Origin of the sequence: Trueperella sp. LYQ143 (genome assembly GCF_046599595.1) — a bacterium.
Taxonomy (GTDB): domain Bacteria; phylum Actinomycetota; class Actinomycetes; order Actinomycetales; family Actinomycetaceae; genus Trueperella.
This window is the reverse complement of sequence record NZ_JBKIWR010000016.1, coordinates 34825-59301: the sequence shown is the minus strand read 5'-3', so window position 1 is coordinate 59301 and position 24477 is coordinate 34825. Positions and strand designations below refer to the sequence as shown.

Annotated in this window: 17 protein-coding genes and 2 tRNA genes; 7 read left to right on the top strand and 12 right to left on the bottom strand. The window is 52.7% G+C overall.

Features of this window, described 5'->3' with window-relative positions:
• The 5 genes from ACLHIL_RS07170 to ACLHIL_RS07150 all read right to left on the bottom strand — a co-directional run.
• The coding region (locus tag ACLHIL_RS07170) for a hypothetical protein (protein WP_411297271.1) at positions 1 to 4210 on the bottom strand (4210 nt) is incomplete at its 3' end.
• A 494-nt stretch (positions 4211 to 4704) separates the two neighbouring features.
• On the bottom strand, positions 4705 to 5616 hold the full coding sequence (locus ACLHIL_RS07165; protein ID WP_411297270.1) for an exonuclease domain-containing protein: 912 nt from the start codon (positions 5614 to 5616) through the stop codon (positions 4705 to 4707).
• A 196-nt stretch (positions 5617 to 5812) separates the two neighbouring features.
• Complete coding sequence (locus ACLHIL_RS07160; RefSeq protein ID WP_411297269.1) at positions 5813 to 6181, bottom strand: PH domain-containing protein; 369 nt, start codon at positions 6179 to 6181, stop codon at positions 5813 to 5815.
• Between the two features lie 209 nt (positions 6182 to 6390).
• Positions 6391 to 6663, bottom strand: coding sequence for a hypothetical protein (locus ACLHIL_RS07155; RefSeq protein WP_411297268.1), 273 nt, complete (start codon positions 6661 to 6663; stop codon positions 6391 to 6393).
• Between the two features lie 114 nt (positions 6664 to 6777).
• Positions 6778 to 6851: transfer RNA gene (locus tag ACLHIL_RS07150), tRNA-Gly, on the bottom strand.
• Positions 6852 to 6990: 139 nt separating this feature from the next.
• On the opposite strand from ACLHIL_RS07150, the gene ACLHIL_RS07145 reads away from it, so the two are divergent.
• Positions 6991 to 7064: transfer RNA gene (locus ACLHIL_RS07145), tRNA-Pro, on the top strand.
• A 799-nt stretch (positions 7065 to 7863) separates the two neighbouring features.
• Here ACLHIL_RS07145 and ACLHIL_RS07140 read toward each other — a convergent pair.
• A complete protein-coding gene (locus ACLHIL_RS07140) occupies positions 7864 to 8481 on the bottom strand; it encodes a hypothetical protein (RefSeq protein WP_411297267.1) in 618 nt (205 codons plus the stop codon).
• Positions 8482 to 8674: 193 nt separating this feature from the next.
• The gene (rpmF, locus tag ACLHIL_RS07135) at positions 8675 to 8842 is read right to left on the bottom strand and encodes a 50S ribosomal protein L32 (RefSeq protein WP_411297266.1); all 168 of its coding nucleotides are present in this window, start codon (positions 8840 to 8842) and stop codon (positions 8675 to 8677) included.
• 640 nt (positions 8843 to 9482) lie between these two features.
• Between rpmF and ACLHIL_RS07130 the strand changes: the two genes are divergently transcribed.
• From ACLHIL_RS07130 to epsC, 3 genes are all read left to right on the top strand, one after another.
• On the top strand, positions 9483 to 10142 hold the full coding sequence (locus tag ACLHIL_RS07130) for a YigZ family protein (RefSeq protein ID WP_411297265.1): 660 nt from the start codon (positions 9483 to 9485) through the stop codon (positions 10140 to 10142).
• A gap of 79 nt (positions 10143 to 10221) precedes the next feature.
• Complete coding sequence (cysK, locus tag ACLHIL_RS07125) at positions 10222 to 11169, top strand: cysteine synthase A (RefSeq protein ID WP_411297264.1); 948 nt, start codon at positions 10222 to 10224, stop codon at positions 11167 to 11169.
• A 329-nt stretch (positions 11170 to 11498) separates the two neighbouring features.
• Positions 11499 to 12074 (top strand): serine O-acetyltransferase EpsC, encoded by a 576-nt coding sequence (epsC, locus tag ACLHIL_RS07120; protein WP_411297263.1) that lies wholly within the window; start codon positions 11499 to 11501, stop codon positions 12072 to 12074.
• Between the two features lie 301 nt (positions 12075 to 12375).
• Here the strand turns inward: epsC and ACLHIL_RS07115 are convergent, their stop codons facing one another.
• Positions 12376 to 12837, bottom strand: coding sequence for a ribose-5-phosphate isomerase (locus tag ACLHIL_RS07115; protein WP_411297262.1), 462 nt, complete (start codon positions 12835 to 12837; stop codon positions 12376 to 12378).
• Between the two features lie 76 nt (positions 12838 to 12913).
• Here ACLHIL_RS07115 and ACLHIL_RS07110 point away from each other — a divergent pair, with 76 nt between their 5' ends.
• Positions 12914 to 14953 (top strand): M13 family metallopeptidase, encoded by a 2040-nt coding sequence (locus ACLHIL_RS07110; RefSeq protein WP_411297261.1) that lies wholly within the window; start codon positions 12914 to 12916, stop codon positions 14951 to 14953.
• Between the two features lie 126 nt (positions 14954 to 15079).
• On the opposite strand, the gene ACLHIL_RS07105 is transcribed toward ACLHIL_RS07110, so the two are convergent.
• Positions 15080 to 15718 carry a disulfide bond formation protein DsbA gene (locus tag ACLHIL_RS07105; protein ID WP_411297260.1) on the bottom strand — a complete coding sequence of 213 codons (639 nt, stop codon included), beginning with the start codon at positions 15716 to 15718 and terminating at the stop codon, positions 15080 to 15082.
• Positions 15719 to 15812: 94 nt separating this feature from the next.
• Here ACLHIL_RS07105 and pepN point away from each other — a divergent pair, with 94 nt between their 5' ends.
• Entirely contained in the window at positions 15813 to 18371 is a 2559-nt protein-coding gene (gene pepN, locus ACLHIL_RS07100) for an aminopeptidase N (protein WP_411297259.1), read from the top strand.
• Between the two features lie 470 nt (positions 18372 to 18841).
• Here the strand turns inward: pepN and ACLHIL_RS07095 are convergent, their stop codons facing one another.
• Both ACLHIL_RS07095 and malQ read right to left on the bottom strand, forming a co-directional pair.
• Positions 18842 to 19087 (bottom strand): glucose PTS transporter subunit EIIB, encoded by a 246-nt coding sequence (locus ACLHIL_RS07095; protein ID WP_411297258.1) that lies wholly within the window; start codon positions 19085 to 19087, stop codon positions 18842 to 18844.
• Positions 19088 to 19204: 117 nt separating this feature from the next.
• Positions 19205 to 21352: a 4-alpha-glucanotransferase gene (gene malQ, locus ACLHIL_RS07090; RefSeq protein WP_411297257.1), complete on the bottom strand. Its 2148-nt coding sequence runs from the start codon at positions 21350 to 21352 to the stop codon at positions 19205 to 19207.
• A gap of 140 nt (positions 21353 to 21492) precedes the next feature.
• Here malQ and ACLHIL_RS07085 point away from each other — a divergent pair, with 140 nt between their 5' ends.
• On the top strand, positions 21493 to 22389 hold the full coding sequence (locus ACLHIL_RS07085; RefSeq protein WP_411297256.1) for an acyl-CoA thioesterase: 897 nt from the start codon (positions 21493 to 21495) through the stop codon (positions 22387 to 22389).
• A 281-nt stretch (positions 22390 to 22670) separates the two neighbouring features.
• Here the strand turns inward: ACLHIL_RS07085 and ettA are convergent, their stop codons facing one another.
• Entirely contained in the window at positions 22671 to 24353 is a 1683-nt protein-coding gene (gene ettA, locus ACLHIL_RS07080) for an energy-dependent translational throttle protein EttA (protein WP_411297255.1), read from the bottom strand.
• Positions 24354 to 24477: the final 124 nt, after the last annotated feature.

Here is a 24477-nt window from a genome sequence, read left to right as displayed (position 1 = left end):
TATCCACCTTCACCTCAGACAAGCCCTTCATCGGATCCGACACCGCAACATCATGCAACGTCACATTCCCCGTATTCGTCACCGTAAAGGAATACGTAATCGTATCCCCCACCTGGAGCTGATACCCGTCGCCCTTATCTGAGGACTTTACAAAGTCATATTCGGGCTTCGGGTCGCCAGCAAGCTTTACCGAACTCTTACGGGAGATAATGTCACCGTTCGGAGCTTTCGCCACCGATGTGGCTGTGTTCTTCACAAATCCACGGTCAACATCCTCTTGCGTCACCTTGTATTTCGCTGTTGCCGTCGCAACATCACCTGGAGCCAAGATGGCCTTATCCACCTTCACCTCAGACAAGCCAGGCAATGGATCCGACACCGCAACATCATGCAACGTCACATTCCCCGTATTCGTCACCGTAAAGGTGTACGTGACCGTATCGCCAGCAGCTAACAGATAATCCTTTAACTTATCCGAGGACTTTACAAAGGTGTAATCCAAGGTCTGTTCACCGAGAAGAAGAACTGAATCTTCCTGCTTAATCGGGTCACCGACTGGCGGAGTAGCTGTTGCCGTCGCAGTGTTTTCGATCTTACCCGCGTCGATATCTTTCTGGGTGATCTGATACGTTGCTTTTGCCGTCAGCTTTTCTGATGGCTGGATAGTATCTTTCTCCAGCTTCACCGGATTGGCAGCAAACATCGGGTCATCAATTGCTACGTCGTGCAAGGTCACATTGCCGGTATTAACAATCGTGAAGGTATAGGTGACCGTATCACCGATCTTCAACTTGTAATCAGCAGGCTTATCGCTTTCCTTCGTGAAGCTGTATTCCGGACGCTGCTCTGCCGGAATACGCAAGACAGAATCTTTGCGGATCTTATCCCCGCCAGGAGTCGTCGCAGTTGAGGTTGCCATATTGCGGAGTTTTCCGGAATCAATATCGCTTTGCTTAACAACATACGTCGCCTTGCCGGTAGCGACCTCCCCAGGAAGCAATACCGTCTTATCCACTTGTATTGGCGATAGATCTGGCAACGGATCGGTGATCGTTACATCGTGCAACGTCACGTTACCTGTGTTCGTCACGGTAAATGAATACGTGATGACGTCATTAACTTTGAGACGATAGTCAGCAGGTTTATCCGAGGACTTCACAAACGTGTAGTTTGGCTTGCTCTCAGCAATGAGCGTAACACTGCTTTGCTTCTTGGTTACATTCCCATCGGGAGAAGTTGCCGTCGAGGTTGCAGTGTTCTCCACCTCTCCGCGGTTAACATCATCCTGAGTGATCTGGTAGGTTGCCGTTGCCGTTGCCACCTCACCGGGAGCCAGGACCGGCTTATCCACCTTCACCTCAGACAAGCCAGGCAATGGATCCGACACCGCAACATCATGCAAGGTGACATTGCCGGTATTCGTCACCGTAAAGGAATACGTGACCGTATCGCCAGCCTTCATCCGGTAATCATCTGGCTTATCGCTGGTCTTAGCAAAGGTATAAGACGGACTCTGCTTGAAGGTCAGCGTATTGTTGGCCTTGTTTGACGGAACATCCCCATCATCTGGGCTTTTACCAGCAGCAGAAGCGGTATTCAACAGCGTGCCCGCATCGATATCGCTCTGCTTCAGCAGATATGTTCCAGTGGCAGTAGCGCTTTGCCCTGGCTCAAGATCCTTGCGGGACAGCTCGCTGAGCGTGAGATCTGGAAGCTGATCGGTCAAGGTAATTCCTTTGACCGTCACATTTCCAGTGTTCGTCACTGTAAAGGTATAGGTAACTGGCGTCCCTACTCGTGCAACATAATCCTTGACATCATCTTTATCGGAAACCTTTTCCAAGGATAAAGCTGGCGTCCGTTTAATCGTTATGTTATTTGGCGCTTCATTAGAATTAATATCGCCATTCTTCGGATCTTTTCCAGTGGCGATTGCCTTATTCGTAATCTTACCGGCATCGACATCTGCCTGAGTGACCTGATATGTGCCGCTAGCAGTCAGTGTATTTCCTGGAGCGAGCGAGGTCGCCGAGGGTTTGCCGACGTTAACGCCTTCCATCAGATCTTTAATTGCGATGTCTTTGACCGTGACGTTACCCGTGTTCTTCAAGGTAAAGGTGTAGTTCACGGTATCGCCAGCTCGCAGAGTTGACTCTTTACCGTCATGGTCAGAGGTCTTCGTCAAAACGATTTCCGGCTGCTGTTCGGCTGGCAAAGAAACTGACGCGGTGCGCGTAAGGGTACTTCCCTTAGGTTCTTTAGCGTTAGCCGTTACTGTATTTTCCAATACCCCGCGCTCAACATCATCTTGCGTAATGGTGTACTGAGCGGTAGCAGTCATCACATCATTAGGCTGCCCGGCTGGTGCTAGTACTTTCTGATCCGGATTCGTAAAGGTAATCGGACCCAAATTCGGCAGTGGATCGTTCAGAGTAATATCACTTAGCGATACATTGCCAATATTCTTCAAAGTAAAGGTGTAGGTGACGACTTCCCCGGCAGTCAGCTTGTAGTTCTTCGGCTTATCCGCCGTCTTCGTCAGGGTGTAATCCGGTTTTTGTGGCTCGGTCTTTAACTCGTTCTTATCATGCGAGCTACCACCGGAAGTCTTTTCTCCATCCGAACCGGAGTATTCCACCAGCACGGTATTCACGATTGCTTGACCTGCGCCCTTAGCAGTGAGCTGAGTGCGATATTTGTACATGACTTCCTGGTTGTAAACCAGAGTGCCGCCATTTTCAGGGGTTGCTCCATTGCCGATATGGAATACCAATTGATGTTTATCCGCTACGTACTCGGAATCATCATCTGCAGGCTGATCCGTTCGTGGTTCTCGAACGTCACCGTTCATGTGGACGATACTTCCGGGGATATATTCAACCGTGCCGGGCAGGTTATCTGTTGCAACATTTAAGGTCGCCGTATCATAACCTACGTTCTTAATATCGACGGTGTACTCGAGAATATCGCCTTCCGTCGCGATCTTCGCTCCGGGACGGGTGATGTTCTCCACTGTTTTTTGTACTCGCACATCCGGCGAATAAAGCTCAACTTCGGTTGTAATGATAGTTGGGTAGTAGATATCGCCGGTAGATGACATGTACACACCGAAGGTATCCTGCCCATTGTGCAGTTTCCCGTCAATGTTAATGACCTTGGCGTCAACACCGTGGTTGTTGTTGTAATTCGGGATGCGATCAGTAATCAGCTTTCCTTCATACGTAACGGCTGAATTACCAAAATCATCAGCGGGCGTCAGCTCGTCATATACCCGCGCATTCGTTGGGGAGGCTTCCTTTCCAACTGTTGCGAAATCTCCTTTACCCGGCTGATCGCCTTCCCAGCTCACCGTACCCAATTTGGCGTGAACCGTACCGGCCACCGGAGTGACTAACCCCGTAAGGTTAATCGCGACCCTATTATCTTTATCCGTATAGCGTTGCCCGAAAAAGACGTTCAAATCATTGCGCGGTTGATCTGAATCAGCATAAACCACGACCAGCGACCAACCGCCGTATGCGTCGTATCCGGTGGAAAGCGGAAGATCGCCAGCCCAATACATGCCAGCACCGGCTTCTTTGACGTAATTCGTCACATCGGCGTAGGCGGTGTAATCCTTCTTAAAGTTCGTCAACCGTGAGCTCTTTACTGGAGCAACGTTGATGTAGCTACTCATCTTCGGAGTCTTAAACTTGATAACGGGGCCAGCCACTACTTCGTTCTCCGGGGCAGCTTTTGGCGGCTCCTGAGGAGTCTTGCCCGTCTGGCTCCCGTTTGTACGCGTTGGATCACCAGGAGCGCTGGAACCACCCCAAATTAGGAATGCTTTTTCAACACTCGCATTTTCTGCGATTGTGATACCAGCGGCTGAGGAATTGCGAGTAGTGGGATCGTTATCAGCATCCACTTCCCCCATATACAGATCGTTGTTCATACTGGAGCCATTAGCGCCTATACCCGCTTTGCCGTAAGCGGCAATAAGAGCGTCGGAGTAGTAACGCCTATCTGGCATACGCAGAGTATTACCTGTGATCTTGATATTCCCCTTCATCTTCGCGGAATAAATCCGCTCAAAGGGGGTTTGCCCATTCGGCAGAGGATCGGCTGCAAAAGCGCGACCTAAGCCGCCGAACGCACCCATGCCTACCAGAACTAATGCTAAAGCAAGTAAGAAAGCTGCAGCCTTCTTACCGGAGTAAATCCAACGCATTCTTGCTCCTACTACTCACCACAAGATTGGGGAAATATTACCGTCTCTTTAACAGCTACCACGAGGCATAGCTATACGACGGCAACGCAGCAGAAGATCAATGCATAAAAATTGCTCACCTAGCAAAAATCTCTGCTTCGTCTAACCTCCCCTTTTCCTAGGAGCCAGTATCGCATGTTAACGACTCTAATAAAAGTTGGATCAACATTTTCACCCAGGATTACACCACACTCACCCGCGGCAAAACCTTACTACTAAATTGCTAAAACCTTACTAATTTAATAGCAAAATTTTACTAACTTAACTTCTTTGCAGAGAAAAACATTACACAATCTCATACAGGAACCATTCACTATTACCCCCCCCCCCGACACCATACAGCCAGAAAAGCAAGCAATAGCGCCACTTATCGCCTAAACATATAAAGGTAACGAGATTTTTCGTATGACCAATAAAGAGCTATAGGATGTTTATCGCTATTCTTCGATAATTCGTTAATCTGTGAGAAGATTGAAGAATTCTTCCTCCGTAATGATCCGAATAGGAATTCCCGCGTCTCGCATGCGAATTGCCGCCAGTAGCTTGCGAGAACCAGCCGATTCATCAGCCCAAACACGCGGATTTGGTACACCAACGACAAGCATAGTGGTTTTCTTTGTGAGAGATCTCTCTGGAGTGGCACCTATAGCCGCCACAAGCTCCTGCAAAGCAGAGCGCGCCGCTCTGGTAAGCGTCCCAGTAAAAAGCACCCGCTCCCCTTCAAGAGCCGCGGTATGCCCATAGTGCTGGATTAGCTCAGCAGCACTAGCCCTATCAGCAGTATGCACCCTTGTAGTAGCATTACGGGAGCTTGAGCCATCATTTAGCCGAGTCGGATTGAGATTCTCGTATCCGTATTCTGACTGCATGCGCGCAAAAATCCGACCACAAGCCTGCGCATCTGAAAGTGCCTCGTGATGGGTAAATGATTCACCTGGGAAGTAATACGCAAAGAGCCGTTGCAAAGTGCGCTGCTCTAACCGATCACCAAGCAATCTGCGGGCCAACTGTACAGTACAAAACAGCTCATTTTCCCATCGCGGCAATTCGTATGCCCGCGCCAAACCCAATAAAACATGCCCATCAAAAGCCATATTGTGCGCCACTATCGGACGTTCACCAATGAAAGCGCAAACCTCGCCGTACACCTCATTCCACTGAGGGGCCTGTGCCACATCACTAGGGCGGATATTATGGATTCGCACGTGAACCGGATTGAAATAGTCAACATCCGGATGTGGACGTAGAAGCCGATAGTAACGATCCGCTATCTGCCCCTCACTATCAAAACGGACCATTCCAACCGAGCACGCAGATCGCCGCTGCTCATTTGCCGTCTCAAAATCAATGGCAACAAATTCACGCATACCTCAATACCACCCTGAATTACCTGCACGCCGGTCCGTTTGCTGTACCTCGTCAGCGCGAACAGTACCGATCACGCCCCGCCTAACAAATAGTAACTCTTCTTCGGTATAACAGTGCCGCACCGCCCGTGCTACTGCAGTGAACAGCAAGAAAACGAATTCTTCCCTACTGAAAGTTCGTTGCCCTATTTCCTAATCAATCCGCCAGAACCGCATGGGCGATAAGCATGTCAATCCGACGCACATCCACCTTTTTACCGACATTAACCTTGATATGCCCAGCTTTCGTCCATAACTCAATCTCAGCATTGAGATCAATCTTTCCCGCATTTTCAGTAGACCACATACATATCGACGAATACGGCAGCGAATACACTTCTACTTTCTTTCCAGTTATTCCCTGAGCATCTCGAACAATGAGGCGCTTATTTGTGAATACGGCAGAATCACGCAGTGTTTTATACGCCGAATGTGCCTGCTCCCCAGGTAAGAGAAGCGGGACAATATCAGCAGGGACCGGCACTTCTTCAAAGAAAGTCCATTGTGTAATCGCGGAAAGCTCCATCTATCTACCCCTATCGTTTATCAACACGTCCTCGTGTACTAACAAAATACGACCTATACGGCACAGCCTCTTTCAGGATATATGAAATCCGTAGAAGTTTTACCTATTTATACGGAAACACGCTCTTTATATAAGGAGCTATCTTTAACTATCAGGCAATATATGCACGACGCCAAGAACGTCATTTTTACTCAATCAGCATGGCATCTTCACACAGAAAATTCTGGCACTTTCTCGTAGTGCCATACATCAATGGCATTAAATTCCCTATGAGCGCGCAAAACTAGCTTTATAGCCCCAACACAGTGATAGGCAAGCACATTCACGTCTTTCACACCGACGAAACGACACATCATCACTTCAGGATTAACAATGGCGAAGATGAAAGCACACTGACGCTTCACCTCATAAAGCACGGGCCATCGCCACCATTTCTTAAAACACCATGCCCCGCCACAAACCGAAACGACAAAAATGCCCAAAATAAAAACACCGTTTGCTGTAGACGATCTCTACTCATTCACTGAATATCACCGCAGGGATATAACCACAAAGGCGTAAATGCGGAACATGCCTGGTTAAAAACCAGGCAATCATGGAGCGAGTGACGGGAATCGAACCCGCACCATCAGCTTGGAAGGCTGAGGTTCTACCATTGAACTACACTCGCACAACGCCACTATCTGTAACGTAGCGAATCTGAGTCTAACAAGAATATTGCCCAGACCAAAAGCTCCCGGCGTGATTTATCACTCATCATAGAGTTCAAAATTCGTTCCCAGCCCCACTCTCCCCTAAGATAGGCGAGACGGGGTATAGCGCAGTTTGGTAGCGCGTCCGCTTTGGGAGCGGAAGGTCGCAGGTTCAAATCCTGTTACCCCGACGGTAAGCCGCTGTTTTCCATGAAACTACCGAAGGAAAACAGCGGCTTTGTTGTACCCCTGCCCGCACACCCTGGTATTTCCTGATATACCCAGGAAAGCATGCAGGAGAGTTGGTAATTCACGGCTGACTTTCAGTAGATCAGGGGAACTCGTCAGATCAAGGGATCTCGCCAGATCAGGGGCTTTTATTAAGCGGGCACCCTTCATCAGATCAGGAGTTCTCGTTAGCTGGGGGGCGATCTTCATTAGAACGCTTCCCCTTAGATAGATACCGCGTCTTACCCCTGATAAAAGCCAAACCTTACGCCAATATATCCGCTACCTTGCGGTCAGGTACAGGAGAATCCATCTACCGATAACGAGCATAGCCGTGATTTCGAATGAGCCACGTATTGCCCACGGCACAGCTAATTCCGGCCCTCCCCTTTTCCTTTCTAGCCTGCAGAGCGAAACTTATCTGAAAGCGGGCACTGATGAGAATACCCACTGGTCACAAGCACTGGGAACACGATAACTGACTTATGCTCGGTTATCGTCGGTTTTTAATATTGGCGTCAATATTGCACCCAGACTCCGTATTTTCTGAGATTCATACGCACACCACAAGAACGCGTAAACTGGCACGAATCAATCCTCGGGAACACGCCAGCACAGCGCACCCACGCCCACAGCGCTAACTACGCGGGCACTACCGCCCGACTCTCAATCTCCCTATATCTTTACGCCCCAATACACGCCCCCAATGGCACACTCGCACCCAGGTACCGCGGGGGGGGGAGGAGGGGCGGCATCCCACAATTACTCGTGCGTTTTGAAGGAATCCATCAGACTCGTTGCGGCTACTGCATTTTGGCTATCGCGACCCCACGTTGTAACTTCGTAGACCTTTCCGTGAACCGTCACTACATATACGTATGCCTGATATGTATCAGTGGTGACGCGGAACGTCGGGTATTTATGTTCACCGGCAGAGCGATAATCGAGATAGGTCACACTACCCGCCGACAACCCAAGATTAGCCTGCAAATGTTCACCATAAGCAGCCGGATCGCCTAATAATCGTTCAGCCCCAATGTAATTTATAGATAATTCTTGTGAATGATCCGGATTCGCAACCGTTATCGGCATCTGATCTGCTGGGGAAGAAATCGGTGCCCACTGCGCCGGCACTTTCACCTCGAAAGCGTTATCCCCCGCAAGATACACAGTGCCATCTGCCTCAGGATGCGAGGCAATATGGCGCGCAGGATCCGCTGGAGCTGTTTGACTCGGGTTTGCCGGAGCGTCATCACTCCCCTGATTATCGGAAGCGCTGTGCTCCTGCGACTGCGCCGGCGTATCCGGAGACGCTGAATCTGTACATCCGGCGAGCAAAAATGCCGCCACAGTTACCCAAATAATTTTTCGATTACGCATAGCACTTCTCAGCCTACTCCGAAGAATGACGCAGCAGGTACTACATTGAACTGACTGTCTGCCACGAATAGCTCGACATTCCTCACCCATCGATTATATTGCTTGAATTCAGCGCCACCTATAGACCACAGGTATGCATGAAGGCCTCAGCATTACTAACTGAGACCTTCAATATCAACGTAGCGTTGAGCGCTTAACCGAGATCAATAAGACCCTTCTGCGCAGCCCTTGCCAGGCGACGCGGAACGCGCTTCTCACGCCCACCAACGCGAACGGGCTGAAGCTGGGTCAGCTCAGCCTTCCACTGGGAGCGGCGAGAGCGGGTGTTACTGCGAGACATCTTGCGCTTGGGAACTGGCATATCCAACCGCTCCTTTCAATTCTCCAGACCTTAGGTCTCTCTTATGCGCGGTATTCCGCGCAGCCAAAGATCCACTTTACTAGGTCTGGATTAAATCGCCATAATGATACGTCTAAGTGTGCTAGGAAACACGCACATATATGCCTGACGGAGAATATGCATGCCGACGAGCTATCACTTGACGCCGATGACCTATCATTCAACGCTGATTATCTTATAGCTATACCGTCTGCCTAACCTTATCCGCACAGCTTGCCTGATGCATATCTACAGACAATCTACACACCTACTATAACCCGCCTACCTACAGATATAGCGCTACCCCGACTTATATAAAACTTGCCTCTGCCGCGATCCTCAGCCAAACCAATCCGCCTTCTATCTGGAGCGCATAGCCAAAGAATCAATCCCTATCACCACTCATGACGAAAGCTCCTTTCAGCACTCCCGTCAATACCTCATGCCCAATTACTCAAAGCACCCCGACGCCCCCTTCTACGCACATCTCTCATCCCACGTGACCACACATAGCACGAGCGGAGGCCATAACATCAGGCATACCGCTATTTATGCCACCGCGCCGTGCGCTACGCACCCCAGAAACTGACATTTCCGCCCGCAAACTGACATAATTGACCCCATGACGCATCTGCGCCTCGCCACCTACCAAGAATTACGCGCCGAAATAGAAATAAAACGATCGCGCTTTATTACCTGTATCCGCCGAGTGGATAACGAGAGCGCCGCACGCGACCTGGTAGCGCACGCCCGCGCAGAGTTTCCCGATGCTCGCCACCATTGCAGCGCCTTTATTGTGAGCATGCCAGATGCCAACCCGATCCTACATTCCTCTGACGACGGGGAACCCTCTGGAACAGCGGGGCGCCCCATGCTCGACGTTCTCCTCGGCGCTCATCTCACTGATATTGCCGCTGTTGTCATCCGATATTTTGGCGGGACTCTCCTGGGAACAGGCGGATTAGTTCGCGCATACTCCGAATCCGTCAAAACAGCCTTGGAGCAGGCTCATTTCGTCGAGCTTATCGCCCACCACCACCTGAGTATTAGCGTCCCCCATGCGACTGCCGGAAAATTAGAATCCGATTTGCGCGCTCGGGGATATACCGTGATGGACGTGGTCTACCAACCCACCGGCGCACTTATGCATATTGCCGCCCGTGACGATACTGCATTCACCCGAGATCTTGCCGAATTGACCGCAGGAGCTATTACTGCCGATCATCTCGGTATCGTTCAGCGCGAACAACCTATCGCATGCCGAACAGTACAATTACAATAAGTCCCGATAATAGAAAATTGCATTACATGCGTGCGTCTATGTCTACTGGCTAGACGCCCCACACGGAAAGGATCGGGAGATGCGAATTCTCAATAGTGCGACTGAACTGGTTGGCAACACCCCACTGGTACGCCTTAACCGAATCATGCCCAAGGGATCATCCGTCCTTGCCAAACTGGAATACTTCAACCCAGCACACTCCGTCAAAGATCGTGTCGGCCTAGCCATTATTACCACTGCTGAGCGATCAGGAACCCTCCAGCCCGGCGGCACCATCGTTGAAGCCACCTCAGGCAACACCGGAATCGCTCTCGCTTGGATCGGTGCAAGCCGCGGCTATCGCGTCATTCTAACGATGCCTGCCTCCATGTCATACGAACGTCGCGCTCTCCTGCGTGGCTTCGGTGCGCAACTCGTCCTCACCGATCCCAGTACCGGCATGAAAGGGGCAGTTGACCGCGCTCAAGAAATCGTCGCAAGCACACCTGGCGCTATTCTGGCATCGCAATTCACCAACCCTGCCAACCCGTCAATCCACGAAACCACAACCGGCCCAGAAATCTGGCGAGATACCGACGGGCAGGTAGACGTACTCATAGCTGGCATCGGAACTGGTGGAACAATCACCGGAACTGGCCGCTATCTGCGGCAAAAGAATCCCGATTTACACATCGTCGGCGTAGAGCCAGAAGCCTCTGCCCTGCTCTCCACCGGAAAAGCAGGACCGCACCCCATCCAGGGCATCGGCGCAAACTTTATACCCGATGTGCTTGATACTGAAATTTTTGACGAGATCGTCGCTATCGGCGGCGATGATGCCATTGACTTCGCTCGTCAGGCTGCACATCGCGAAGGTCTGCTCGTAGGAATCTCCAGTGGTGCCGCTTTAGCTGCCAGCTATCGCGTTGCCAGCCGCCCAGAATATGCCGGAGCGAATATCGTAACGATCATTCCCGACTTCGGCGAACGTTACGTATCAACTGCCTTGTTTAGCACCGACGATGATAGCGAGTATTCCAGCCAGTAGCGGCAGCCATAGCTGACACCAGTTAAACTGACGGTACTAATGCACCCAGTTAATAACAGAAAGCCTACTTGCTGTTATTTTCTCCCGTGCTATTGCCATTATTACCGCAACTAGGTCAGCTATAGCCTGCTAATACGTCGCTGTTCACTGGATCATTGGCCAGCTAATCTTTATGCTATCCAGACGAGCCACGACATCGGCGCAGTTCCGCGAGCGCGCATGGCAGCATGAGCGAACAGCACGCACCTTGCCCAATTCAGCTAAAGCCTAAACACCCGTCTAACGGTCAGACGATTGCCTTACCTTTGGACAGAAGAACAGGATATTCCATGACTCAACCCCGCCTCCTTGCTGCTATGCGTGAGGATCTGCATGCAGCACTCAACCATGACCCAGCCGCTCGGTCTGCTATGGAAGTTTTCCTCACCTACCCTGGCGTCCATGCCGTATGGGCGTATCGAGTTGCTCACCGCATGTGGCAACGCCATGATCGGCTACGCTTACCTGCCCGTATGCTGACCCAGTTCATGCGGGCTATCACCGGAATTGAGATTCATCCGGCAGCCGAACTGGGGCGCCGCCTCTTCATTGATCACGGGATGGGCGTCGTTATTGGCGAAACCGCAGAAGTTGGGGATGACGTCGTTATCTTTCACGGGACGACGCTCGGCGGCACCACCATGCAAAGCGGGAAACGCCATCCCACCGTGGGCAATCGAGTCACCATTGGATCGGGTGCGAAAGTTCTCGGCGCAATCACTATCGGAGATGACGTCAGTATTGGCGCAAATGCCGTTGTCGTCAAAGATGTTCCTGCTAACAGTACTGCCGTCGGTATCCCGGCGCATGCTCGAACAAAAAATATCGCCGAACCAGGTATTGATCCGGCGATATATCTCCCATGAGCACTGCAGCAAGATAAGCACATCCGAGCAATCCTCATGCCGTCTCGTATTGCCAACCGACGATCATCAGCACACCCAGCGGCATAGAACCAGCACACACGGAAAATCGGCTGAGTTATGCACGCGCGCGGCATACCCGAATCGCCTCAGGATGCTACAGCGGAATGCGCTACACCCAAGGTGCAACGCAGGAAACGTAAAACATGATGGCGGAAAGCCTAAAAGGCAAGCAACCCCGCTTTCCCTCACCCAGACGTGGCAGCCCAGATACGACGCGATATGCCTCCGCCGTTTCTTCCGCTTACTGGAAGTCCCGCTTGCCTTGCTCGTAGTCGCGCATCATCTCAATCCGAGATTGATGGCGAGATTCCGGGTCAAAACCCGTGGCAATAGCAACCTCAACGAAGCGAGTAGCCTCTTCTATTGTGTGTTGGCGCGCTCCAATAGAAATAACATTCGCATTGTTATGCGAACGAGCAAGCTCCGCAGTTGATTCATTCCATACCAGCGCGGCACGCACACCAGCGACCTTATTCGCCGCCATCTGCTCACCATTACCAGAGCCACCAATCACGATGCCCAACGATCCCTCATCGGCAACTGTTGCTTCGCCAGCGGCGAAACAAACCGGCGGATACGCATCCAGGGCGTCGTATTCGGTGTATCCATGGTCAATTACCTCGTGACCTGCACTGCGCAGATGCTCAATAAGATGCTGACGAAGTTCAAAGCCGGCATGATCGGCTGCAATATGTATACGCATAATGCCACTATACTCCTAAACATACCCAGGGAACTCACCGTAGGATCCGTTCCCCTAATGATTGAAGGATGCTTCTATGACTCAACCATCATTCGCTGGATTGGTCGCCGGTTTAGACCACTCCATCCGCCCGCAAGATGATCTGTTCCGTCATGTTAACAACACCTGGATGGACGCAAACGACATACCAGCAGACAAACCCCGAACCGGCACGTTTGATATGTTGCGTGACCAAGCCGAACTCGATGCCCGCGCGCTCGTTGAAGCCGAAGTTGCTCGTGCCCACGCCTTAACTGAGCCAGATGCCGATCCAGAAGAAAAACGTGCATTTGAAGGAACAGACGCTCACAAGATTGCCCTGTTCTACGAATCATTCATGGATGAAGACCGCATTGAAGGTATCGGGGCAAGTGCACTCGATGACGATTTCGCCATCATCGACGAAGCTACCGACCGAGCTGCCCTCGACCTTGCCGTTGGACGCCTCATGGCCACCAATGTATCGGCTCCTTTCGCCTGGACGGTCGAATCTAACCCTGATACCCCCACCCAGTACATTACATGGCTGGCACAAGATGGGCTTGGCTTGCCTGACGAGGCCTACTACCGATCCGAAGAATATGCTGAGTACCTAGAGAAATACGAGAACTTCATTCCGCTTCTCTACTCGCTGGCAACCGGAGAAAATGACGCAGTATCCAAAGACGCCGCCCGCGATATTCTGAACTTTGAAAAAGCTATCGCCGCACATCACATGACAGTCGTTGAGGCCCGCGATGCAGATAAGACGCACAACATCATCGCATGGGACGCCTTCATCGACAGCGCACCCGGATTCGATTGGGCAACCGTATTGGATGCGCTCGGCCTCAACGCCGAAATTGCCCCAGAATTCATGGTGATGAATCCCGACGCACTGCGCGGATTTGCAGCCGAATGGGCTAAAGCAGAGCTATCCGTATTAAAGACGTATCTGCGTTGGCAAGTCATTCTCTCGCGGGCACGCTACCTCAACAAAGATATTGTGCAAGCACACTTCAATTTCTATGGCAAGACTCTCAGCGGCGTGGAAGAAATGCGTGACCGTTGGAAGCGTGGTTTAGATTTCGTTGACGGAGCAATCGGATTTGCCGTCGGTAAGCTCTTCGTTGACACGCATTTCCCGCCTCGCAGCAAAGAAATAATGGGGCAACTCGTCGCCGATCTCCTGGAAGCCTACCGGCAATCCATCAGCGCACTCGATTGGATGACCGACGAGACCCGCGAAAAGGCCCTCGCAAAGCTATCAACCTTCCGCACCAAGATCGGATACCCCGACTCCTGGCGAGATTACTCTGCGTTGGAAGCCAGCGACTCCCTCATGAGTAACGTTCGCAACATAGCCCGTTTCGAGATCAACCGCCAATTCGCTAAGCTCGGCGGCCCTATTGATCGAGACGAATGGCTCATGACGCCGCATACCGTCAACGCCTATTACCACCCTCTCGTCAACGAGATCGTTTTCCCGGCTGCAATCCTGCGCCCACCATTCTTCGATCCAGACGCAGATGCCGCCCTAAACTATGGGGCAATCGGAGCCGTTATTGGGCATGAAATCGGGCACGGATTCGATGACCAAGGATCAAAGTATGACGGAGATGGTCGGTTAAATAATTGGTGGACCGACGCCGACCGCAGCGAATTTGAAAAACGGACGGGAAATCTGGTCAGCCAATACAACGCATACATCCCCGCTCAACTTGGCCCGGATAGCCCACACCACGTCAACGGCGAACTGACTCTCGGGGAAAACATTGGCGATCTCGGCGGCCTCTCCATCGCATTAAAAGCCTACGACATTGCCATGAAACGCGATGGTCATGCCAGTGCTGCACAAGCCGACGTCATTGACGGATACACCGGCATTCAGCGCGTATTCCTCTCCTGGGCACAGGCATGGCAAAGCAAAGTACGCGACGAATACGCCATCCAGATGCTCGCCATTGATCCGCACTCCCCTGCCGAATTCCGCTGCAATGGGGTCGTGAAGAATATCGATGCCTTCGCAGAAGCATTCGACGTACACGAAGGTGACGCCCTCTACCTCGCTCCGGAACAGCGCGTCCGGATCTGGTAGATAAAAATCGAGCAAAACAGCGATAGCTGCTAAGGAATATATGGACTGATCGGCGGTATTGCACCAAAAGCAATACCGCCGATCAGCATAGACCAGCTCTTATCCGGCTGACCCTCCACCTAAGATTTACGGCTGCGGGCTCTGACCTTCCGGCACGGCGAAAATCGGAGGTACCGTGCGAGTCCGTTTCAGCTCATAAAAACCGTCAATCATCGTGGCATTAACGACCGCATCCCACAGGCGTAAAGCCTGCTGCCCCGTCGGCGCCGGAGACAACACCGGCCCAAATATTCCTCGATCACCAAAGCCAATGATCGGCACCCCAACATCCGTACCAACCAGCGCCCGCCCGGCCTGCGTCTGCTGCCGCAAAACCTCGTCATAGCCTCCATCCAGCGCCCGCTGCCCCACCTGAGCATCGCCGGTCACCTCAGCTATCGCAGCCACAACCTGCGCCACCTGCGCCGGCTGCTCCGAGCCATGAATCATCTGCCCAATACGGGTATAACACTGCCCCAAAAGATCCGGATATTGCTCATACACACCAGCACACAGGCGCGACCACACCGATCCATGCGCCAGATGATCCCGATACTCCTGAGAAATATCCGCCCCCTCATTAGCAAACAACAAGGAATACGGATGCCAGGTGATCGACAGCGACCGGCACTGTGCCACCGAAACCAGCCAACGCGAGGTAATCCACGTCCACGGACACGACGGATCAAACCAAAAATCAACATCTCGAATATCATCAATGCTCATAGCCACATCGTATCCTTTCCCTCCTCTCAGTTATCGGCTCACCCCCACTCGCGCGTAGACTAGGAGCCGATATTGTCCAGGAAAGAAAGATGTTATGCCTGCAGAAAATCTCACGCGCAGCGAAGCTGCCGAACGCGCTGACCTGCTCCAAACCGAAAAGTATTACGTCGCTCTTGATCTGACGGGCGATACCACGTTCCGTTCACAGACGACCGTCACATTCACCGCCACAGCCGGCGCTGATACCTTTATTGATCTCATTGCACAATCCGTCGAACAGATCACCCTCAACGGCGTCGAACTGCCCGTCTCCGCTTTCGCCGATAGCCGCATCGCGCTGTCCAATCTGGCCGAACACAATGAGCTATACATCGACGCCACCTGCGAATACTCCCACACCGGAGAAGGCCTACATCGCGCAATTGATCCAGCCGATAACGAAGTCTACCTTTACTCCCAATTTGAAGTGGCCGACGCCCGTCGGGTATTCGCCGTCTTTGAACAACCAGACCTGAAAGCCGAATTCACCTTCGACATCACCGCACCGGCACGCTGGAAAGTCTTTTCCGTCTCACCGACGCCAGAACCCACCCGCGATGGCGAATACGCCCGCTGGGTATTCACCCCCACTGAGCGAATCTCCCCCTACCTGACCTGCATCATCGCTGGTCCATACCTTGGAGACACCGGAAACTACACCTCAGTTGATGGGCGAGACATCCCAATGGGCGTCTACTGCCGTGCCTCTGTCTACGAGCACCTAGACGCACAAGAAATCATCGACATCACCATCGCCGGCATGGTCTTTTACGAAAAAGAATTCGACGTCCCCTACCCGTTCCGTAAATACGACCAAATCTTCGTGCCAGAATTCAACGCTGGCGCCATGGAACATCCAGGATGCGTAACCATTTTGGACGATTACGTATTCGTCTCTCGCCCCACCGAAGCTATCGTGGAACGACGAGCCATCACCGTCCTACACGAACTAGCTCACATGTGGTTCGGCGATCTCGTCACCATGAAATGGTGGGATGACCTGTGGCTCAACGAGTCCTTTGCCGAATTCATGAGCCATGTGGCCACCGCCAATGCAACCCGTTGGACCAACGCCTGGGTAACTTTCAACGCCTCCGAAAAAGTTGGCGCTCAGCAACAAGATCAGTTGCCCTCCACCCATCCCATCGCAGCCGATATTCGCGATCTAGAAGACGTCCTAGTGAACTTCGACCAGATCACTTACGGTAAAGGCGCCTCCGTATTCCAGCAGCTCGTTGCCTATGTGGGCTACCACGCTTTCATGAGTGGCGTATCGAAATATCTGAAGAAGATGGCCTGGTCCAATGCCACCTTGCGCGATCTGCTCGTCGAACTTGAAGCCGCCTCCGGGCGTGACCTGCGCACCTGGTCTGCCCTGTGGCTCGAAGAAGCTGGAATCAACACCTTAACTCCGCGAATCGAAACTGACGGCACACGCATCACACGTTTCGCCATCGAACAAAGCTGCGACGAACACGCCTCGCTGCGCCCACACCGCATAGCTGTTGGCGGCTACTCGCTACGCGAAGGCAAACTCGTCCGAGTGCTGCACAGCGAACTCGATATTGACGGCGAACTCAGCGATGTTCCGGATTTCGCAGGAGCAGAACGCCCCGACGTGATCCTCATTAACGATGGCGACTTGGCCTATGCGAAAGTGCGCCTCGACGAGGAATCTGCCGCGGTTGCTCGCGATCATATCAACGACTTCTCCGATAGGCTCACGCGCACTCTCGTTCTCGATTCCATGTGGGATATGTGCCGTGACGGCGAACTACCAGCCCGCGATTTCATCGCTCTAGCCCTTAACGCACTTCGCACCGAAGATCACGGCACCGTACTGCGTTATCTGCTTGCTGAGCTCACTCTCGCCGCCCGCTTATACACCGCACCTGAATACCGCCAGGAGGCAGAACAGCTCGTTGGCACCTCGCTCTTTGAACTGCTAGCCGACTGTGAGCCAGAATCTGATCGTCAGCTCCAAATCGGCATGTCTGCCGTCAGCTTTGCCACCGCGCAAAGCGATCTGGACCGTATCCACAACTGGCTCTCCGGCCACGACGTACCTCCAGGGTTGATGATCGACGCCGAATTCCGCTGGGTAATCCTGCGCCGCTTGGCAGCCGTCGGGCGGATCACCGAAGAAGATATTGCCACCGAAAAGAACGAGCGCGATAACACTTCCTCGGGAGCTGCCAGTGCTGCCCGAGCCCGCGCCGCACTTTCCGATCCGGCCAGCAAGGAAACCGTCTGGCGCGATATTCTCGCTGGGGAAATGCCGAACTCTATCCACCGTTCTCTGTGCCTCGGCTTTACCGACGGCGACGCAGAACTGTTAGTTGCCTTCGTTGATCGGTACTTCGGCGCACTCGTTGAGCAGTGGGAGGATCGCACCGTCGAATTTGCCTCAAGCTTTATTCGGCACACCTTCCCCACACAGCTCACCGGCATGGACGTCTGCGTCGATATTGTCGAACGTACCCAAAACTGGTTGGAAGAACATTCGGATGCTGCGCCTGCGTTACGGCGGCTCGTCTCTGAGAATCTTTCTCGGGCGCAACGCGCACAGCACGCCCAACGTTGCGATGCCCAGGCAGCCCGCCACGACCAGTAATATCTCGCAAGACCAACACCACAATCGGAATATACGAAAGCTCTGATACGTCACAGCATACGAATAATCCGGTACACGTGTGGGGCAACCGCCTGGTTGCCCCACACTCTTTATATCTACTTACTCTTTATATCTACCGTCCACGTCATCTTTTTCATACAGTTTTTACGCAATGCTAATATCGGCAAACTCGCCACCAGCGCCAATATTAGGCCGCAATGCCAATCATGGAGGCTAGTTTTCCCGCCCCAGCTCGGCACACGAGCCAGCAATATCGGCCAGCAAAAACCAAACCGCAATAAACTCACCGGCTAGGGGGCACGCCCTGCGCAGAGCCAAGACCTAAACGAAAACCGGCATAGTGGCTTGCCAGTAAAAACCGCAACCGCGTGCGCAGAAAACTCCCCACGCGGCACGCAACTACCTCACACCCTCACAGGCGAACGCTTTAACAACGACGAGGACGCTTCTTACAACTGGCGCTGCCCGGGCAGGAGGCACATCAACGCCGCAGCTATCTCCTCAGTTGCCGGCCCAAGGATTACCTGCACTGCACCGCGCTGCACGACAACTCCGATCGCGCCACATTCCCGCACTGCCCGTTCATCAACATGGCGACTATCCACAACAGCCACCCGTAACCGAGTAATCGCCGTCTCGACGCTAGTGATATTGACTCGACCGCCTAAAGCGGCCAGCAAATTCTCCGCGTCCATCCCGGCTCCCCTACTCAGTTACCTCGTATATCCTCTCAGTCTATCTCCTGCATCCGGATTTGCGGGGTTGTCTCGTCAATCCGCCTACCAGATCCCAATGAGCGCAGTTCTCTCTCCTCAATCGCGAGAGCGCTGCAGTTCCTCCGTAAAGGCGGCAACCAGGGATTGCAGTCGAGGATTCGTGCCCAAATCTTCGACCAAAACCACCTGTTCCGTCCCATCAGCTAGCGGGATTCGCCAGTTCGGATACTCCTGGTCAGTGCCCGGCTGATTTTGCGCCCGGCGCTCACCTACCGCATTCACCAATCCGACCTGCAGCAGCGGTGCTGGCGTCTGAGCGATATAGCAGTGCAACGCCTCAATAATCTCGCGCTCTGTTGGCTCTTCGCCAACTAGCCCATGTTCCCGAAGCCGCTGAAGAACCCGCTCTTTTTCCTCACGAGCTTCCTGGCGCATCTGCTCAACCGGATGTACCAGCAAGCCCAAACTATCGCGCAAGTCCACATGCTCACCGGCAAGATAACCGGCCGCTGGTGGCAAATCATGAGTATCGACCGAAACGAGGGCATCCGAACGGAAATCGTGCGGGTGGATCGGCCAGCCATTCTCGTCCTTTTCAAACCAGAACACAGACGTGCCAAAAATTCCCCGCTCACGCAGATAATCGCGCACCCAAGGCTCAACCGTCCCCAGATCTTCCCCGACGACGATCACTCCAGCCCGATAGGCTTCCAATAGGACGATTCCTACCATCGCCTCATGGTTGAAACGCACATACGTTCCATCCTTGGGGGTAGATCCCTCAGGAATCCACCACAGGCGGAACAACCCCATAATATGATCGACCCGTAACATACCAGCATGACGCATGACCGTGCGGCACATATCCCGCAGCGGAGCGTACTCCATCGCTTCCATCGTGTCCGGACGCCACGGCGGCTGGCTCCAGTTCTGCCCTTGCTGGTTATACATGTCCGGCGGTGCACCCACACCAATCCCCTTTGCAAAGGCTTCCGGATTCATCCATACATCGGCGCCTTCGGGATGGATACCCACCGCCAGATCATGCGCAATACCAATTCGCATACCACAAACCAGGGACTGGCGCTGCGCTGTGCGCAACTGTTCATCCATCACCCATTGCAGCCACGCCCAGAAATCAACGCGATCTTGTAACTCTCGCCGCTCACGCTTGACGTATGGCGAATGAATATCCTGCAACTGGGCCGGGAACTCAGAGCCATATTTCTCTTGCAGAGCACACCATAACGCGAAATCTTCTAAACCTTGCCCCTCGTTTTGGCGGAACACCATGAACTCACGTTGACGTGCCTCAGAGCGCCCCGCAGCATAGATGACGTCCAGGGCTTCCCGTTTCGCCGTCCACACCGCATCGCGATCAATGAGGGAGTTCTCTGTGGAGAGCTTCTTGACATTTTCTGCCGCCCACGTCACCAAAGCCCGCTGCGGGCCGGTCATATAGGCCACCTCACGAATATCTTCGGGGCGAATATAAATCGGGTTAAAGAAACGACGAGTAACCGGCAGATACGGCGAAGGCGACATCGGCGCGATAGGCTCTGCAGCATGGAGCGGGTTAACCAGCAAATAGTCTGCGCCTAGCGACCCAAAGAGCGATCCCATCTCTGCAAGATCTGCCGTATCGCCAATCCCCCAGGAATCACGGGAACGCACCGAGTACAACTGAGCCATCATCCCCCAGGCTCGACCTTGAAGTTTCTTTCCTACCTCAAGGCGTGCCGGGGTCACGATCAATGAGCCCCGCGCCTCATGAATCTCCGAATCATCCGCATGCCATACTCGCGCTCGCAAGGTGTGGTATCCCAATGCTGTTCCCTCAGGAACAACGAACGAGGCTTGACCGACGGTATGCCCATCAATAGTGCGCGGTTCGGTAAAATCGTCGATCTGGCGAGCTGCCAAAATTCCGCCGTCTTCCAAAATGATGTCAACTTCCACGTTCCATCCGTGTGGAACGTGAACACCGAACGGAGTCTGACGATCATTGCGCACGACGAGGCAGCGCGGCACAACCCGACGCCAGTCACGATCAGCCAAAGTCGCGAGCTCCCGCTTGATGGCTTCATCTGTCGTCGCGTCAATATCCATTGCCTGGAACACCGCAACAAGGGTTTGTGCAGATACTTCGTTGTAGTTCCCGTCAAAATCCCAGAAACTGGTGGCTACCCCATACGCATCGGCTAATGCGGCTAGCAGATCGCGATTGAGCTCCTCGTGCGTCATTGCAACTCCTTGGTTGTATGTAACTAACACAGATTTTGCCAGAGTGTGCGGCGTTTCTAAAAACCTATTAGCGGGTTTGCAAACTTCTTTGCACGCGAGATAATTAAACGAGCTTTTTGTCTGCTCACCAGGAGACGATCATGTCATATCTTGCTATTCCAAAAACTACTGATGAACCCTTGGCTTCCGTGCTGGCAACCTTGCGCATGCAAGAAGTCGAAGCTGGGCGTTACGTGGGGAAAAACTTGCCGCAATTATCTGGTCGAGTCTACGGTGGGCAAGTTTTCGCTCAGGCCGTGGTCGCTGCTTGGGCAACTATGGATGAGGGCTATGCGGATCGGCATATTCACTCCATCACTGCAGCATTTTTACGTCCTGGAAAAATTGATGAACCGACGGTGTTCGAAGTCGAAGATGTGCTTGATGGGCGCTCATTTTCCACTCGGCGCGTTTTGGCGTATCAAGACGGTAATACCATCTTCTCGGCACGCGCGTCTTTCCAAAAACACCAGGCTGGCGTTGAGCACCAATCAGTGCAACCCGCTGCCCCCGATCCGCATACACTGGAATCCTCGGCTCGGTTCTTCGCCCAGTTTGATCATCCGGCTGCACGGGCAATGAGTTCGACTAATGCGGTTGATCTGCGACACGTCGGCGGTCCTATCTGGCTCAAGCCGGTAGAACCGACGAGTGAGCCGACGTTGATCTGGTTTAAGCTGCGCAATCCTATGCCCGCAGATTCCTCCCAGTTACTTCACCGCGCTATCCTGGCTTACAGTACCGATCAGTTCATGTTAGAGCCGATTCTGCGGCGGCATGGAATGTACTGGATGAGCAAAGAGATCTCGCTAGCTACTCTCGATCATTCAATTTGGTGGCATCGCGATGTCGATATGTCACGCTGGATCCTCGCTGAGTTATCTTCCCCGAGTGCGCAAGGTGGTCGAGGCCTGTGTGTGGCACGTTTCTTTCAAGAGGGTGCCCATATTGCCACGATGTCCCAGGAGGGAATGGTTCGTATGCGCCCCACTAGCTAGCGGATCTGTTTAAGATATGCGAGAAGTGTTCATCTAAACGAGATACCTATCGCGCCTTGGTATTTCTAGCAAGCTCATAGGCGGCCAGGTTATCCGCATAGGCTATGGCGCACTGAACGGTGTTTCAAAAGCTAGCTGATAAAACAGCAAGCCAGAAGAAGCGCCCGTAGCTACACCACCGCATTATTCGGGGAGGGCAACGAAAATATCTCGTTGCCCTCCCCGACCTCTATGAATTACGTCGTCAATTACCTATAACGACACACCCCTTGCTCAGGTTATCAGTGACGCGTGAACTTGCGATGCGTCGTCGCATTTGGCCGAGCAGCTTCCTCGCCTAAGCGTTGGATCTTGTTCTTTTCGTAGGACTCGAAATTCCCCTCGAACCAGTACCAGGCTGCAGGATTTTCCTCATTGCCTTCCCACGCCAAAATGTGAGTGGCTACGCGATCCAAGAACCACCGATCGTGGGTAATAACAACCGCACAGCCGGGGAACTGCAAGAGGGCGTTTTCTAGAGAGCCCAGCGTTTCCACATCCAGATCATTCGTCGGCTCATCTAGCAAGATCACATTTCCGCCCTGCTTAAGAGTCAAAGCGAGGTTTAACCGATTTCGTTCGCCACCGGAGAGAACGCCTGCAGGTTTCTGCTGGTCAGCCCCCTTAAAGCCGAATGCTGACACGTATGCACGGGAAGGCATCTCGACCTTACCAACTTGAATATAATCCAGCCCGTCCGAAACGACTTCCCATAAGGTCTTATCCGGATCAATTCCTGCTCGGTTCTGATCTACGTAGGAGAGCTTGACCGTCTCGCCGATACGCAGGCTTCCTTCATCAAGTTCCTCAAGGCCGACGATGGTCTTAAACAGCGTCGTCTTTCCAACGCCATTAGGACCAATAATCCCGACGATACCGTTACGTGGCAAGGTAAAGGATAAGTCATTGATAAGGACCCGTTCACCGAAGCCCTTACGCAGATCTTTTGCCTCAATAACCAAGTTACCTAAGCGTGGCCCTGGCGGGATCTGGATTTCTTCAAAGTCGAGCTTGCGCGTGCGCTCAGCCTCTGCCGCCATCTCCTCGTAACGAGCCAGACGGGCCTTTGACTTAGCTTGACGCCCCTTTGCCGAGGACCGCACCCACTCCAGTTCATCCTTGAGGCGTTTTTGCAACTTGGCATCTTTTTGCCCCTGGACTTTCATCCGCTCGGCCTTCTTCTCCAAATAGGTCGAGTAGTTTCCTTCGTAAGGATAGAGCTTCCCGCGATCAACTTCCGCAATCCATTGCGCCATATTGTCCAAGAAATAGCGGTCGTGCGTAATGGCAATAACTGCCCCAGGATACTTAACGAGGTACTGCTCCAGCCAAAGCACTGATTCGGCATCTAGATGGTTCGTCGGTTCGTCAAGCAGTAGCAGATCCGGAGCCGATAACAGCAATTTACACAGAGCAACTCGGCGGCGCTCACCCCCAGATAGCACATCAACAATGGCATCTGGTGGCGGGCAACGCAATGCTTCCATCGCCTGGCCAAGTTGCGCGTCAATATCCCACGCATCGGCTGCATCAATTTCCGTCTGCAGCTTGCCCATCTCATCCATGAGCGCATCAAAATCAGCATCTGGATCAGCCATTTCCATACCGATCTCGTTATACCGATTGACTTTTGCGAGAATATCAGCCACGCCCTCTTGGACGTTTTCTAATACCGTTTTTCCTTCGGTTAATGGCGGTTCCTGAAGCAAAATCCCCACCGTATAGCCTGGCGACAGCCGCGCCTCACCGTTTGAGGGCTGATCCATACCAGCCATGATCTTCAGGATTGTCGATTTACCAGCACCGTTAGGACCAACCATGCCGATCTTTGCGCCAGGATAAAACGCCATCGTCACATCATCAAGAATGACCTTATCGCCCACCTTTTTGCGAGCGTGGATCATTTGGTAAATAAACTCAGCCACGATACTCCATTACTGCGATTTGCTCCGGCATACGCGCCTGCGAGCATTGTCTTTGCTCTGCCTATGCTATCGGTTGTCAGGTCACTTTGGCGCCTACAGGTAAAGAGGAATCGCCCACGTCGAA